We start from the raw sequence: 15,867 nt of genomic DNA, 5'->3' as shown, positions 1-15,867 counted from the left end.
TTTTTCCTCCTATTCGTGTCGCGGGTCGATGTACTTAACAGCATCTGCGTAACGACCGTATGTTTTCTTAGCGTTGTTTAAAGCTTCTTCAGCGTTTACACCCTTCTTGACAGCATCCATGAAGACACCCATGTTTACATATTCGTAACCGATGATTTCCCCATTTTCGTCAAGACCCATTTTCAGAATATATCCTTCTGCAAGATCCAGGTAACGAGGTCCCTTAACCTTGGTAGAGTAAACAGTACCAACCTGAGAACGGGTTCCCTTACCTAAGTCTTCCAGACCAGCTCCTACAGGAAGTCCGTTTTCAGAGAATGCAGACTGTGTACGTCCATAGACGATCTGTAAGAACAATTCACGCATAGCAGTGTTGATTGCGTCACAAACAAGGTCTGTATTAACAGCTTCCAGCAGTGTCTTTCCAACAATTGCTTCACTCGCCATAGCAGCAGAGTGAGTCATACCGGAGCATCCGATTGTTTCAATCAGTGCTTCCTCAATAATACCTTCTTTTACATTTAATGTCAGTTTGCAGGCACCCTGCTGAGGAGCACACCAGCCAATACCGTGTGTCAAACCAGAGATGTCTTTGATTTCTCTTGAATAAACCCATTTTCCTTCTTCAGGAATAGGTGCACATCCATGGCTCGCACCACACTTTACAGTGCACATGTTTTCAACTTCTTTTGAATAAATCATGTCATTTCTCCTTTCTCATAATCCATGATAGATTTACCTTTATGCCACCTTCCCCTTCAGGAAAGCTGTAGCTGCTTCTGCAATGTCATCTCCTCTATCAAACAACATTTGCAAGTGCGGATATGTACGGTTTTCTTATTCGTGCAATATTTCACAAGAAATCGTTACCCACCATTTTATTGTAATTCTTTTCCATGACTATGTCAATGCTTACCATCGTTTTTAGCCCGTAAACAAGCAAGAAAATTGACTGTCCACAGACATGACAAATGAGGATGCAGATATAAAATACGAGGACTCCTTTTGCGGTATCGTATAATATTCCTACCTGCATGCTTGATTTCCCCTGCATAGACTGCTTGCATACAGCCGCCTCGTTATCGAGATCAAAAAAAAGGGATGCTTATCCCTTTACCAACTCCTGTATTTGCTTTGCGGCATAGTGCCTGACTTCACAATTTGCGATGATGAGATCACTCAGATTTTCCACACACGCATAGCCCTCGAAGAAGCACTGATAGGGAATACTGACTCCGCCATGTGCTACAATCAGAATTTCCTTTTCCTGCGCATACGGGAGAATCTCCTTTAAAAAGCTCTCTACCCGTTCATAGAAATGTGCGGTATCCTCACCGCCCGCAAACATGGATGCGGAAGAAAATGCCCACAGGTCATCGAAGGGAACATCCTTTCGCAATGCACCTTCCATATCACCGAAGCTTCTCTCCATCAGGCGGTCATCGCACTGTATGGGGAGCTCCCACAGCACATTGATAATTTCAGCCGTTTCTCTCGCACGCATCAGCGGTGAACAATAAATGGCATCCATGGCTACCTGCTTCAGCTTTTCTCTTGTTTCCACAGCCTGCAGGCGTCCGGTCTCATTCAATGCAATATCACTCTTCCCCTGCAGCTTTCCCCTTACATTCCAGTCCGTCTGCCCGTGTCTTACAAAATATAAACCCATTTCCCTATTGTCCTTTCCGCTAGTCCAGCCCCAGCTGCCTGCTTATTTCTGCAATATGCATTCCCACATGCTGCGGCTGATGCGCATCACTTGCCGTCATAATGTTAACACCGTGTGCCTTCAGGATATCCAGAAACACCTGATTGGTACCGACATCCTCATGCAGGTAACGGTAATGACAGCCGGTATTGGTTTCCATATATACATCATGCTCCTTAGCCAGCACTGCCAGTCTTTCATAGGTTGGCTTCAGATCATAATCCGGTTCATAATGAAAAATCTTCAGCTGGTCAGGATGCCCGATCTGTGTAAACAAATCACTCTCGATCATATCCTCCATAATTTCATAATACCGCCTGTAAATGGCATTGGTATCATATTTATCCCATAATATTTCCCGGGAAAATCCATTCATATCATACAGCAGTCCGTCAATGGAATGAATGCTTCCAATCAGAAAATCATAAGGATAGCCTGCCAGCAAATCACGAAGAAATGCTTTATCCTGTGGTGCATAGCATACCTCAAGACCAAAACGAACCGCAATCGGAAGCTCCATTTTCTTCATTTCCTCAATCAGGTTAAAATAGCTCTGCAGCGGCTCCAGCTTTTTCTTTTCAAACCAGTCCTTCTGGTAAACAGAAGCCTGCTTCAGATTGTCATACATCGGCTTAAACTCCAGAAACCGATGGGTATGATCCAGAATCTGTATGGTATCCATACCTGCCTTTACACCGGCTTCCACATATTTCATCGCATACTCCACAGTAAGCGGACCATTCTCCAGATGCATATGTCCGTCAATCACGATATCACCCCTTTTTATTTCCTACATTATACTTGCAGAAAAGCGTGATTGCAACTGATTCCCCCTGCAGCCGTGATTACTGTGCCATAAAGCCTTCCGGTTTGCGTGGAAAGGAAATGAGCGGATTATCCATCGGTTCCACGACATCCTCCTCCTGATAACAGGTGCAATCCTGACTCATCCCGGTCAGTCCTGCATCCTGCAAAGAACAGATCAGCTCCGTATACGCGAGTATATCCTTATAAGATGTACGGATATTACCGTTTCTGTCCTGTAAAAGGGACACCCGGATCTTATTTTCAAACTGTCCGTTCGCAATGGTGACAAGCATATCTCCGATACGTTTCTGCCAGCGGATAAATCCCTGAGCATTATTTTCCTGCATAGTAAAGCCAAAACTGCGCAAATGTGCCAGAACATCGTCATTCTTGATTCTCATTCATTGATTCCTCCATTATCTTTTTAATAGCTTATGCAATTATATGTTGAAAATACAAAAAAGGTTCCTCATGAAAAATAATTGTTTATGTGATGGTACACTACCTCCTGTGTTTTCTGTCAATATAATTCTTTCTTCCATTACTATACCGTATTTTATGCATTCTTACAAGAAGACAAAACCCTTTTACTATACAAACTTTTACGAATTTTAAAAATCCGTTGTTCCTCATCTGCCTTTTACCTGTGCTTTATGTTATTAGATAGAAGAGGCTGTATGCCGGGAGGTGATTTCTTATGAAGTCCAGTGATTTTTTTCAGAGTTCAAAGCAATAGAATCTATTTCATGCAAAGCGGTAGAGATTACTCCATAAATGTTATGAAACGCACAGAGGTGCTGATTCGTCCGGTATTGAAAAAAGCCGGTGCCACAGTAGCAAATGCGGTGGCCAATGCTATGACAAACAGTATAGCCAACGGCAATGAACAGGTTCATATAATCGTTCGCATCCACCTGTTGCGAGGCTATGAGGACATTCTTATGAATGAACAGGTGCTCATAAGGGGAAATCTGGATTATTACGAAATGGTAGAGCATGCCCGCAGGCTTCAAAAAAAGCTGAAGCAGTATCTTGCGTAAGCTTATACAATATCACAGCGAGTATCGAGCTTTTCAGCGAATATACGAATATAAGAACAGCATACATATAAGCATAGAAAAAGAAGCTTCTCATACGATTGACAGTTTACAATAGTATGGAGGCTTCTTTTTAAGCAGACTTTATGAAAAGCCTGCCTATCCTTTTTCAGTTTGAACAGGAACGCAATGCAGCATGTAACTATCGTCTGCGCTGATTCGTTGTTGTTTCCTCATTTACCCAAGCTATGGCTGCACACCTATTCTTTGTCCGCAAACTGTGAATTGTAGAGCTTTTCATAATAGCCCTGTTTTTCCATCAGCTCCTCATGCGTTCCCTGTTCGACGATATCTCCATCGTTGATCACCAGAATCAGATCGGCACTGCGTATGGTGGACAAACGGTGCGCAATGACAAAGCTTGTTCTTCCCTCCATTACACGGTGCATCGCTTCCTGCAGCATTTTTTCCAAACGGGTGTCGACAGAGCTTGTCGCCTCATCCAGAATCAAAATCTGCGGGTCCTTTAAGATAGCACGGGCAATCGTAAGCAGCTGTTTTTCTCCCTGTGAAATATTGTTGGCTTCTTCATTGATCACGGAATGATAGCCGTCCGGCAGGGTACGGATAAAGTGATGAACATTCGCCATCTTTGCTGCGTGAATGATCTCATCCTTGCGGGCATCGAGACGCCCGTAGCGGATATTATCGTAAATACTTCCGGAGAACAGCCAGGTATCCTGCAATACCATACCGAACATATCCCGCAGCTCCCCACGCTTCATGTCGCGGATATCCACACCGTCGATGCAGATGCTTCCTCCGTTGACATCATAGAAACGAAGCAGCAGGTTGATCAGTGTCGTTTTACCGGCACCGGTAGGACCGACGATTGCGACCATCTGTCCGCTTTTCACTTCCACGTTAAGGTCCTTCATCAACGGCTCCTCACCATATCCGAAGCGAACATGCGAGAAGGTGACATTTCCCTTTACCTGTTCAATATGCTTCGACGGGTTCAGCTCTGCAATCTCCTCTTCCTCCTCCAGAATTTCCAGAACACGCGCAATCGCCGCAAAGGCCGACTGAATCTGTGAGGAAAGGGAGGATATCTGAGATAACGGATCATTGACCTGCCAGATATAGCGGACAAAGGCCTGCAGATTTCCAACGCTCAGGTTACCATGTATGATTTGTATCGTACCAACAACCGCAACACCGCCGATAGTCAGATAGGTAACCAGCGCATTCAATGGTCCGATGGTACTGGATACAAATTGTGCGGTACATGCATTCTGTCGAAGATTCTCATTCAGATTGCGGAATTTTTCAATAGATTCCTGCTGCTTATTGAAGATCAGAATCTCGTTGTAGCCGGTATACAGCTCCGTGATAGCGCCATTCAATGCGCCGAGGGCATCCTGCTGCGCCTTGAAGCGCTTCTGGGAGTGCCGTACGATAAAGACGGTAATCAACAAGGATAACGGAATGATCAAAAAGGCGATGCATGCCATGAGAACATGGATGCGAAACATCATGATCAGAGCCAGAATGATGGTTAGAACACCAGTAACCACATTGACAAAGCTTTGCTGCAGGGCATTGCTTATCGCATCCACATCGTTGGTGATTCTGCTCAGCACATCACCGAACTGGTGGCTGTCAAAGTAGCGTACCGGCAGGCGGCGGATCTTGCTTTGCAGCGCATTTCTTAAATCCTGCATCGCATGCTGAATCGCGTTTGTCAGCCAGATAACGGCAAATACCTGAGACAGGGTCTTCGCCAGATAAATGAAGGCCAGCATCAGCATGATCTTCGTTATCTCATCGAAATTCACCTGCAGCTTTCCAATACTTTCGGCAAGTGACAAATCGCTTGCCAGCTGTGTGGTAATCATACCCTCCACACTTGGCGCACTGACCATGGTAACCACACTGATAATGACCATAAGGACAGCACCCGCAAATTCCCATTTATATGGAGAAATGAATGGTTTCAGTCCGGATACGATCCGTTTGAGTGATGAAAGCTTCTTATTCATGTGCCAGTTCCTCCTCACTGAGCTGAGACAATGCGATTTCCTTGTAGATTTCACAGTTCTTCAGCAATTCCCGGTGAGTTCCGGTACCGATGACGTTTCCTTCATTTAACACAACAATGCGGTCTGCTTCCATAATGCTGGAAATGCGCTGTGCAACAACCATGACGATGGCATCACCGGTTTCTTTTTTCAGCTCTTTGCGCAGTGTTGCATCCGTTCTGAAGTCCAGTGCGGAGAAGGAATCATCAAACACATAGATATCCGGCTTGCGCACCAGCGCCCGGGCAATGGAAAGACGCTGCTTCTGCCCACCGGAAACATTGGTCGCTCCCTCGGTGATTTCTTCCTCAAAGCCATGCTCCTTTTCCATGATGAAGTCATATGCCTGCGCGGTTTTTGCCGCCTGTATAACCTCTTCCATGGTTGCGTCCGGTTTTCCAAAGCGGATATTGTCCGCAATCGTTCCATTGAACAGAAAGGCTTTCTGCGGTATCACACCTAAGCGGGAGCGCAGCTCAAATAAATCATAGTCGCGGATATCCACACCGTCGATCCGGATACTTCCCTCGCTGACATCGTAAAACCGCGGTATCAGATTGACCAGTGTACTTTTTCCCGACCCGGTACTTCCGATAAAGGCAATCGTTTCACCCTTTTTCGCAGAAAAGCTGACATCCTTCAACACCGGCTCTTCCCCATCCGGATAGACGAAGGTCACATGCTCGAAGCTGATCGTTCCCTGCTGATTTCCATCCATGCGTTTTCCGTCATTGTGCACCAGCGGTACCGTATCAAATACTGCTTCAATACGCTTGGCACTGACCTCTGCACGCGGATACATCATAAAGACTGTGCAAAACAGCATAATGGAGAACATGGCGTGGAACAGATAATCCATGAAGGCCACCAGCTGACCAAGCGGCAAATCGCCACCCTGAATGAGTAAAGCAGCCACCCAGTAAATGCACAGGCCTGCTACGTTCATAAGCAGGAAGAAAATCGGCGAGGTCATCATCATCAGCTTAAACAGCTTTTTGGAATAGCCTGTGAATTTCTCGTTGGTATCATCAAAGCGCTGCTGTTCATAGGCGTCGTTGTCAAATGCACGAATCACACGGATTCCACTTAAGTTCTCACGGGAAATCCGGTTCAGACTATCCAGGGATGCCTGCTGATTTTCGGAAATCGGTTTACTGATCTTCGCAACCACAAAGACTCCGATGATAATCAACGGGATGGTTGCCACAATGATACCGCTCAAAGGCAGTGATGCTCTGGCCGTCATGATAATACTTGCAACGAACATGATCGGCGTCATCAATGCAGTACGAAGCAGCACATTGACAAACATCTGAATCTGAAAAGCATCATTGTTGGTACGGGTAATCATGGAAGAAATCCCGAACCTGTTAAATTCATACGCAGTAAAGCGCTGTGCATGATCAAAGATATCATTTCGGATATCTCTGGTAATTGCCGTGGAAATCTTTGCACAGCAATACCCGAGAAGAATTGTCATACTGACGCCGATCAGTGAGATCAGCAGTACGACAAATCCCATGCGGATGATATAATCCGTATCGGCATTCATAACACCGACATCGATCATATCCGCGATTATGGTCGGGATGCCAAGTTCCACCAATGCAAATCCGAAAACGGAGATGACATTGATAATGAATAGTTTTTTATATCGTTTCAGATAATGCAAAATAAGTTTCAAAATATCCCTTCCTTTCTTGACGTCGTTCGTGAGCTATACTATCATAAACTATAAGGTAACCTTACAGTCAAGAGGAGAATGTATATATGAAGGAAAAGAAATATCTGACAGCAGGACAGTTTGCGAAAATCTGCGGGGTGGAAAAGCATGTATTGTTTCATTACGATGAGATCGGGCTCTTTCAGCCGGTCATGGTCAACGAGAACGGCTACCGGTATTATTCCTATCATCAGTACGATACCTTTTCCGTCATCACCAAGCTGAAAAAAATGGGAATGCCGCTGAAGGATATCAAGGTATTTCTGGAGCAGCGCAGTCCTGCAGTGTTTCTGCAGCTGCTGGAGGATAAGTTTGAGGAGGTGGACCGGGAGATTGAAAAGCTGCTTGCCCTGAAGCGAATGATGGTCTATATGAAGGAAAGCACGCTGTTTGCGGTAACGCATGAGGATGAGGATATCACCATACGCCAATATCCCAGAGAGATACTGCTTTGCAGCGATGATCTGGAGAATGCCTCCAGCCGCAGCTTTGCCTCCTTCATGGAGGAATATATCAGCTTCTGTAAGGAACATAATGTACTGGTTCAGGAATCTGTGGGCTGTATGATCAAGACAGATAATATACGTAACAGGGATTATCTCAATTTCTCTTATCTTTTTATGAAGATTGAAAAGGATATCCGCCGGAACACGCATATTCGTGAGGAAGGGAGCTATCTGTGTGCATGGCATAAGGGCTCCTATGATACGATTCAGAATACCTACGAGCGGATGCTTGCGTATGCTGAGCAATGCAATTTAATAATCGGTCCCTACGCCTACGAGGAATATCTAATTGCCGATATCGCACAAAAGGATCATACTCGGTACGTGACCTATATTCGTATGGATCTGGTGGATTAGAAACAGGTGACGTACTCTCAACACATATACTATGACTAGCATAGAAGTGGGAGCTTCTCACCCTTCGGGTGCGCAGAGTGTGTTCGATAGAACCAATATCCTAAGCATAAGCAAGCTATCCCCGCTCGTCCAGCGGTTCTTTGTAATCCTTATTTCCTAACCTCTATGTAATCGTATACCTTCATCACGTATATTCTTCGCTGCATTGATATCACGATCTTCTATATGACCACATTTCGGACATTGATAGATTCTTTCATTCAGTCCTATCTTTCTCTTTGCTCCACAGTGGTTACATATCTGTGTGCTGGCATACCATTTATCGATTTTTATAAACCGTTTTCCCACATCTTCCAACTTGTACTTCAAATAATTTCTCAAGGTGCCAAAGCCATTATCCATAAGATTCTTTCCTAGCTGTAATCCTTGGCTCATAGTTTTCATGTCGATATCTTCTACAACTACCATATCCCAGGAATTGGCTATCTTCCTGCTTTCTTTATGTAGAAAATCTTTTCTTTGCTGTCCTATATGGGCATGCAGCTTGGCTACCTTGTTCCTTTGCTTCTTATAGTTATTACTTCCTTTGATCATCTTGGAAAGTTTGCGTTGTTCTCTTACTAATCGCTTCTCACTCGCACGGTAAAAATGGGGATAGTCACATACCTGACCTTCACTATCTACATATAAATGTTTTTGCGAATAATCAAGACCTAACACATGTACCACTTCTTTACTTTCTACTTTATTTTCATATTCAAACAGACATGTCGCAATATAACGATCCTGCTGTTTGCTTATCGTCACTGCTTTTAATATCCCCTGTGGTATGCGATGCATATGGATCCTTACATCACCTGCCTTTGGTAAACGTAGATAGGTCGTTTGGTTTTGTATCGCACTAAATAATCGGATATTTCCGTTGACCATATTTGTCGTGTAACTTTGTTTCGCCTGATGCTTTGATTTCCATTTGGGAAAACTGATATCTGTTTCTTTGAAGAACTTTTCGAAAGCAGCTTCTAAATGTAGCTGAGCGTTTGCTAATGCCAAAGAATCTACTTCCTTGAGAAATGGATGATCCTTCTTATAGGATGCAGGTGTCGTTTGTTTCATTTTCTTAGTTTTTTCATAATATTTGATTTTGTCATCTAACATATGATTGTATAAAAAACGGACACAACCAAATGTTTTGGTAAAGAAAATCTCTTGCTCCTTGTTTGGATAGATTCTAAACTGATACCCTTTTCTTGACACCATTCTTCTCACCTTGACTTTCGATATAAGCTTTGATGATGTCGGTGGTGACACCTCCTGTACTGATCAAACAGAAGCTCTGACTCCAAAATGCTTCTTTCCAAAGCTTTTCACGAATTTCAGGAAACTCCTTCTTCAATAAACGTGAACTGGCACTCTTATACGCATTGATGAATTTCGTAAGACAAGAGTTAGGGTGAGCAGAGAACAGGATATGAATATGATCGACATCATGATTCCATTCTTGAAGAGAGATGTTATAGGATCTGGCAATATGAAGAAAGATATCTTTTGCACGATCACTGATGACATCATCGAACACACGACGCCGATATTTAGTTGTCATGATCAAATGATAACGGAGAGCAAACACTGAATGAGCATTACTGTCTAAATCTAGCATAAATACACCTCATTTCATAATATCGACCGAAACTATTTTTATACTCATAGTATACCACAAGGCGGTCTGATTTACCATATTTATAAAGAAAAGGGACAGAACTTACGCATTTATTTGACTTAAGATATAGATGGAAATTTATTCAGGCATTCCTTATTTAACAAAGTCATATCAATTATATGTAATTGTGCTCATCTCTTGATATTTTCACTCAACAGTCATAAAAAGCATGAGCAAAATCCTTTCTCAAATGTTTTTGCTTTTTTTGAATCTAAGAAATTTAATCGTATTTATCTAGTGTGAGGGATAAAGGAAAATGGCTGCTTTCATCCCACCATCTGCTTATCGTCGCAGAGATGGGGGACTTCTGCCTGTTATTTGTTAAACATTTTTTACTCTGTATCCCTATCTGCATGATTATGCTCTAATGCCGGGTATCTATTGAACCCCCTATGGACTGAGGTATAATCCGGCTAACCAGCCTCGGGTCTTTTGATTCAAGCAGGAGTGTTCGTGCAATTACTCTTTTTTACATAGTAGGCACCAGTCCCGGAAAATGGCTGATGTGTTTCTTCACCTCCTTTCCCTGTTCTTACTGTCTATCTGCGCAGCTTTCTAATGCTACAGAATGATTTCCCCTGCTTCATGCAGGATACGTTGAGTATCACAATGAATGTTAAACAGATGACGGCCCATTCGGACCTTGGACGCCTTTCCTTTTGGTGCTATAAACGTGTATTGTCTACGCATCCAGAACCTCCTGCATACTTCTATACGTTTCAAATCTGCAAAAATTCTGCATTATTTTACAGATAAAGACAGGCACTGATATCCCTGTGATGAGACCGTGGAATTGATTTGCAAATCATGAAGCGCAGACTTTCATCGTTTGATATGTTTCGCAGCTACAAAGATTCAAAGAAGCCTGTACTAAGTGAAAACATACCTATTCTAAAAAACCTCGAAGTATTCAGCAAATTACTGAACATCATCCGAGGTCCTTATGAAGGTGTAAATTGGTATGTGGCATTGATTTCTGTATATTGCGCCAATCAGCCTGCAGCACACTCGCAGCCAGATCGTTCTCAAGTCATATCAAGCGAACCGGATTCCTTCCTGTTTCATCCAGTAAGCACAAGCGCCAACCATTCCGGCACGATTTCCCAGCTGTGCAAAAGCAAGCTGTGTATGCGCATAGATTTCTTCATTCATATACTGCTTTAGATATGTTTCCATCAGCGGTGCAAACAATTCCTTCTGTGTCATGATACCGCCTCCAAGAATAACGATCTGCGGATTCATCAGACAGGCACAGCTGCTTACGCCAATAGCGATATGGCTGCACAGCTCCCGGATTGCCTGCATACACACAGCATCACCGCGTTTTGCCCGTGTACATATGATTTTTCCATTCAAATCAGCTTCCTTTGTCTGTGCCTCCACATGCTGAACCAGTGCTGTTGTGCTTGCGATATCCTGAAAGTGATGATCCTTTACCCACATGTAGCCGATTTCTCCAGCACTTCCGCTACAGCCACGGTAGATGGTATAATCGATTACCACAGCTCCTCCGATCCCTGTTCCGATTGTCAGCATCAGTACATGAGCAGCACCCTTTCCGGCACCGAAGACTGCTTCTCCCAAAGCAGCGGCGTTCACATCGTTCTCCACCCAGCAGGGGATATGAAAGCGGGCTTCCAGCTGCTGTTTAAACTGCAATCCGGTATATTCCGGAATATTATCATTGGCATACTGAATACATCCCTTTTCCGCATCAACCATCCCTGCTGTTGAAATAGCAATACCTTTGATATCCTGCCGCATAGCCTTTGCAATCAGTGACTCAACACGATGCAGGATGCCAGGCCCCTTCAATACTCTGGCATCGCTGCTCACCTCATCCTGCATCACAAACACCGGCTGGCCCTTTCGCAGTGTAAGGATACCATACTTGATGGAAGTTCCTCCGATATCAAATGTAATAAGCATTCGATTCCTCCTTCATCCTCCGCAGCAGCTCAACAAATTCCCGCTCGGTTGTACAGCTTGACAGACGCTCGACATGTGTTTCTTCCATGAGGATATCCGCAAGCTCACTGATCAGCTCCAGATGACTGTCGGCATCAACTGCAGCAAGCGTGATAATCAGCGATACGGGATCAAATTTCTCACTGCCAAACGGTATCGGCGGCTCTAAGGTTGTGAAATGCACTGAAAGCTCATTGACACCGCATTCCGGTCGGGCATGTGCCAAAGCAACATGATTTCCCAATACGATATAAGGACCTACGCGATGCACCGCGTCAATCATTGCACGGATATAGCGTTCCTCGATTTTTCCGGTTTCCAGCAAATGCTGTGCTGACCTGCGGATTGCATCCTCCCAATCTGCGGCATGAACACCTACCTCGACATTTTCTTCTTTTATCAGTTCTAACATGATGTTTCTCCTTTGCTATGAGGATTGAAAATCCGCAATGAGTTCCTTTAGTTTCAGTTCCTTCAAAGAGGAAACCTTACGATAGCAGCCTGTAAAATCACTTGACTCTGTAATTTTGTTTGGTACGATCAGACACGGCATACCTGCTTTATCAGCTGCGATCAGGCCGTTGCGGGAATCCTCTATTGCCAGACATTCTGCACAGGAGCAGCCAAGAAGCTCTGCGGCTTTCAAAAATATATCCGGTGCAGGCTTGATGTGTCTGCTTAATTCCGCTGTGGAAAATGCATCAAAATAATCCAGCAGCTGCAGCCGCTCCAGATGCACCTGCGGTTTTTTTCTGGTCGCAGAGGTCGCAATTGCCAGGCGCAGTCCTTTTTTCTTCGCCGCTGTGACCAGTTCTGTAACGCCCTCCATTGCCGGAAGAGTACGGGTACGCTCAATAAACTCTGCCATTGCCTGTTTCTCAAATTCACGGATATCCTCATCCGTACCAAGCTTTTGCTTCAGGAAAGCAAACAGCCGCTCACTGCTGGAGCCGACGCACACCAGATAATCCTGTATGCTTAAATCATAATGATAGACCTTTTTCAGCCAATCTCTGTATATATAGTACCATTGTGTTTCGGTATCGACAATAACACCGTCAAAATCAAATACGAGTGCCTTTAACATAGAACCCTCCTTTTAAAAAAGGAATCCTCATATACGCTCAGATTCCTTTTTCAGCTTATGATCTCGCTGCCTTGATGCTGTTTACGAGCTCATCATATTCCGGTGCATTCAAATAATCCTCAATGGATATGATTTTGATATCCGGCTGTTTCTCATGTGCCACCTGCCGCAAAGACACGTGCGTAACAATGATATCCGCCTTTGGATCCGGCAGCTCCATGACCCGGGCATGCTCCACCGTGATATCTGTGATTCCGGCCTTTCGCAGCCGCTTGGCTATCACACTCGCGCCCATGGCAGAAGATCCCATCCCGGCATCACATACATACACAATACGCTTTACTGTACGGAAATCCGTCACAGCTTCCTTTTCCTCAAACACAGAGGATATCCGGGATTTCTTTCCCTTCAAAGACTCCATCTGCTTTGCGGCTTCCTTCAGGTTCTTATTTACATCCTCATCATTCTGTTTGGAATGCTTCACAATGACAGCGGCAACCAGAAAGCTGACGGCGGTTGAAGCAAGAACGGCAAGCAGAATCAGCAGCTGATCTCCAGCCGAGGCCATCATCATAATGGTGACGATACTTCCGGGAGAGCTGACTCCCACCAGACCGACATTGAACAGTGTAAACAGGAAGGTGCCGGTAATCCCTCCGGCAATTGCAGCCAGAACGGTCAGCGGATTCATCAGGATAAACGGGAAGTAAATTTCATGAATACCGCCGAAGAAGTGGATAATGCTGGCTCCATAGGCATTTGCTTTTGCATTTCCCTTGCCAAAGAAGCAATATGCCAGCAGTATACCAAGTCCCGGTCCGGGATTGGATTCCAGCAGAAACAACACCGATTTCCCGAATTCATTCAGCTGTGTCGTACCAAGCGGCGTCAGGATTCCCTGTCCGATGGCATTGTTCAGAAACAGCACCTTCGCCGGCTCGATGAAGATCGCTGTCAGCGGTAACAGATTGTTGTTTTCCAAGGTGGAAACACCTGCGGAGAACACAGCAGACAGTGACGTAATGGCCGGAGCGATCCAGACACAGCCGATGATTGCAATAACCGCACCAAGCAGGGCAACAGTCAAATTTCCAATCAGCAGCTCAAAGCCGACAGGAATCAGCGGCTCCACAACCGCATCCAGCTTTTTCAACAGCCATGCGGACAGCGGTGCGATTATCATGGCTCCCAGCAGCATGGAAATATCCGCTCCGATGATAACCCCCATTGTGGTAAAGGCACCGATAACAGCACCTTTTTCTCCATATATCATTTTTCCCCCGGAAATTGCGATTAACAGCGGAAGCAGGTACGTGAGTACCGGTGAAATAAAGGCCTTCAGCATATCATTGGACAACCAGATTCCCAAAGCGGTTAGAATGCCCCAGCCCATAAACGCTCCCAGATTCGGAAGCACCATGGCACTGAGCTTTCCGCCAAGGCGCTGAGCCTTCACACGCAAAGATACATCGTTTGACATGTTCTTATTCTCCTCTTCATATAATGTAAGCTTACGTTCGCTAAAATTTAACGCATGATACTTGCGCATGCCCCCATAAACGATTGCGTTGTTCAACACAGACAGTCTATTTATAGGAAGCATACATTCACAGCTTAAAGCGCTACCTCTTTTCCTTCCACGATGGAACGCTCGATGGCATCAACAACCCGCAGTGCATCATAGGACTGCTTTGGAGTAATGACGGATTTCGTATTTGTCGCAACATTGTTTACAAACGCCATAACCTCTTCTGCCAAATCCCCGCATACTTCACCGTTAACGTAGTACCAGTGACGGCTGTCCGGATACTGAACACCCTTTCCGGTAACGAAGCGGACACCGTGATCACAGGAATCCACATAGGCAACGCCCTTTGTGCCAACAAGCTCTACTTTATCATCAATAATTGTCGGAGAGTTTTCCGGAAGTGTCCAGCATGCCTCCATACAGGCTACAGCACCGTTTTCATAGGTAACCAATGCATAGATCACATCATTCATACCGTTTTCCTTCAACAGCACACTGCGATTTTTCGCGAATACCTTCACCGGCTGACAATCCATCCACCAGTTGATATAATCAATATCATGAATCATAACATGCATACTCAAATCACTTGCGCCGATATAACGCCGCGGTCCGATAATCGGACTGTTTCTTCTCACGTAGCAGTGAATGATATCCCCCAGCTCATTGCTGTCCAGCCGCTCCTTGATCATGGCAAAGCGCGGATCAAAGCGAAGCAGGAAGCCTGTTGTAAATACTTTATCATAATCCTTTGTAATTTCATATAGGGCTTTCCCATCCTCCAACTCCTTTGCCAGCGGTTTTTCCAGAAGTATATGCTTACCTGCCTGCACTGCCAGCTCCACAGCCTCCCGATGCAGATTGTCCGGAAGTACGATACTCACCGCTTCTATTGCGGTATCCTTTAACAGCTCCTTATAATCCTTATACATTGTGATTCCCGGAAATTCTGTTTCCAGTTCCTTTCTGCGGCTGTCATTAAACTCACACAATGCACACAGCTCCACCTGTGGTAGCTTCTGATAAATCTGGGCATGATAGGTTCCCATCTGTCCTACACCGATAACACCAACGTTGATTTTACTCATAAAAATCCTCCTCTCCTACAGCATGATTCGCTGCCTTGAAATCTCTTTCAATTTCTGACTCCATTGTAGATCCGGATTAAAAAAAAGAGAAGACAACCGTTTTCCATATGAAACGGCAGCCTTAAACCATTGTGCTTCAGCAGCTGTTTCCGTTTCAAACGGCAGCTTCTTCAAATATTCTGCCTGTCGCTTTGCCAGCGGAAACGGCGAAGCCTTATGTTGCTTCCGGATAGTAAAATCTATATAATAAGGGTACC

At 44.7% G+C, this 15,867-nt stretch carries 15 protein-coding genes; 2 read left to right on the top strand and 13 right to left on the bottom strand.

The window, feature by feature from the left end; translation table 11 throughout:
• Positions 1-9 precede the first annotated feature (9 nt).
• From G4D54_05395 to G4D54_05380, 4 genes are all read right to left on the bottom strand, one after another.
• Complete coding sequence (locus G4D54_05395; protein ID QJA01896.1) at positions 10-702, bottom strand: hypothetical protein; 693 nt, start codon at positions 700-702, stop codon at positions 10-12.
• A 403-nt stretch (positions 703-1,105) separates the two neighbouring features.
• Positions 1,106-1,669, bottom strand: a complete 564-nt coding sequence (locus tag G4D54_05390) for a histidine phosphatase family protein (GenBank protein ID QJA01895.1) — start codon at positions 1,667-1,669, stop codon at positions 1,106-1,108.
• Positions 1,670-1,688: 19 nt separating this feature from the next.
• Positions 1,689-2,462: a histidinol-phosphatase HisJ family protein gene (locus tag G4D54_05385; GenBank protein ID QJA05154.1), complete on the bottom strand. Its 774-nt coding sequence runs from the start codon at positions 2,460-2,462 to the stop codon at positions 1,689-1,691.
• A 91-nt stretch (positions 2,463-2,553) separates the two neighbouring features.
• On the bottom strand, positions 2,554-2,916 hold the full coding sequence (locus tag G4D54_05380; protein QJA01894.1) for a hypothetical protein: 363 nt from the start codon (positions 2,914-2,916) through the stop codon (positions 2,554-2,556).
• 345 nt (positions 2,917-3,261) lie between these two features.
• Between G4D54_05380 and G4D54_05375 the strand changes: the two genes are divergently transcribed.
• A complete protein-coding gene (locus tag G4D54_05375; protein QJA01893.1) occupies positions 3,262-3,555 on the top strand; it encodes a Tat (twin-arginine translocation) pathway signal sequence in 294 nt (97 codons plus the stop codon).
• A gap of 257 nt (positions 3,556-3,812) precedes the next feature.
• Here the strand turns inward: G4D54_05375 and G4D54_05370 are convergent, their stop codons facing one another.
• Positions 3,813-5,594 (bottom strand): ABC transporter ATP-binding protein, encoded by a 1,782-nt coding sequence (locus tag G4D54_05370; protein ID QJA01892.1) that lies wholly within the window; start codon positions 5,592-5,594, stop codon positions 3,813-3,815.
• Positions 5,587-7,317 carry an ABC transporter ATP-binding protein gene (locus G4D54_05365; protein QJA01891.1) on the bottom strand — a complete coding sequence of 577 codons (1,731 nt, stop codon included), beginning with the start codon at positions 7,315-7,317 and terminating at the stop codon, positions 5,587-5,589. The genes G4D54_05370 and G4D54_05365 overlap by 8 nt, the downstream gene beginning before the upstream one ends.
• Before the next feature lie 86 nt (positions 7,318-7,403).
• On the opposite strand from G4D54_05365, the gene G4D54_05360 reads away from it, so the two are divergent.
• Positions 7,404-8,219 carry a MerR family transcriptional regulator gene (locus tag G4D54_05360; protein QJA01890.1) on the top strand — a complete coding sequence of 272 codons (816 nt, stop codon included), beginning with the start codon at positions 7,404-7,406 and terminating at the stop codon, positions 8,217-8,219.
• Between the two features lie 156 nt (positions 8,220-8,375).
• Here the strand turns inward: G4D54_05360 and G4D54_05355 are convergent, their stop codons facing one another.
• From G4D54_05355 to G4D54_05325, 7 genes are all read right to left on the bottom strand, one after another.
• A complete protein-coding gene (locus G4D54_05355; GenBank protein QJA01889.1) occupies positions 8,376-9,479 on the bottom strand; it encodes a transposase in 1,104 nt (367 codons plus the stop codon).
• A complete protein-coding gene (gene tnpA / locus G4D54_05350; GenBank protein QJA01888.1) occupies positions 9,451-9,879 on the bottom strand; it encodes an IS200/IS605 family transposase in 429 nt (142 codons plus the stop codon). Before tnpA ends, G4D54_05355 begins: the two co-directional genes overlap by 29 nt.
• A gap of 1,095 nt (positions 9,880-10,974) precedes the next feature.
• Complete coding sequence (locus G4D54_05345; GenBank protein ID QJA01887.1) at positions 10,975-11,868, bottom strand: ROK family protein; 894 nt, start codon at positions 11,866-11,868, stop codon at positions 10,975-10,977.
• Positions 11,852-12,319 (bottom strand): PTS sugar transporter subunit IIA, encoded by a 468-nt coding sequence (locus tag G4D54_05340; protein ID QJA01886.1) that lies wholly within the window; start codon positions 12,317-12,319, stop codon positions 11,852-11,854. Before G4D54_05340 ends, G4D54_05345 begins: the two co-directional genes overlap by 17 nt.
• A 15-nt stretch (positions 12,320-12,334) precedes the next feature.
• Complete coding sequence (locus tag G4D54_05335) at positions 12,335-12,994, bottom strand: HAD family hydrolase (GenBank protein ID QJA01885.1); 660 nt, start codon at positions 12,992-12,994, stop codon at positions 12,335-12,337.
• A 55-nt stretch (positions 12,995-13,049) separates the two neighbouring features.
• Entirely contained in the window at positions 13,050-14,474 is a 1,425-nt protein-coding gene (locus G4D54_05330; protein QJA01884.1) for a PTS mannitol transporter subunit IICB, read from the bottom strand.
• Positions 14,475-14,608: 134 nt separating this feature from the next.
• Positions 14,609-15,610 (bottom strand): Gfo/Idh/MocA family oxidoreductase, encoded by a 1,002-nt coding sequence (locus G4D54_05325; GenBank protein ID QJA01883.1) that lies wholly within the window; start codon positions 15,608-15,610, stop codon positions 14,609-14,611.
• Positions 15,611-15,867 lie beyond the last annotated feature (257 nt).

Origin of the sequence: [Clostridium] innocuum, assembly GCA_012317185.1 — a bacterium.
GTDB lineage: Bacteria > Bacillota_I > Bacilli_A > Erysipelotrichales > Erysipelotrichaceae > Clostridium_AQ > Clostridium_AQ innocuum.
The sequence above is the reverse complement of the archived record's forward strand: the minus strand, read 5'-3'. Positions and strand labels throughout refer to the sequence as shown.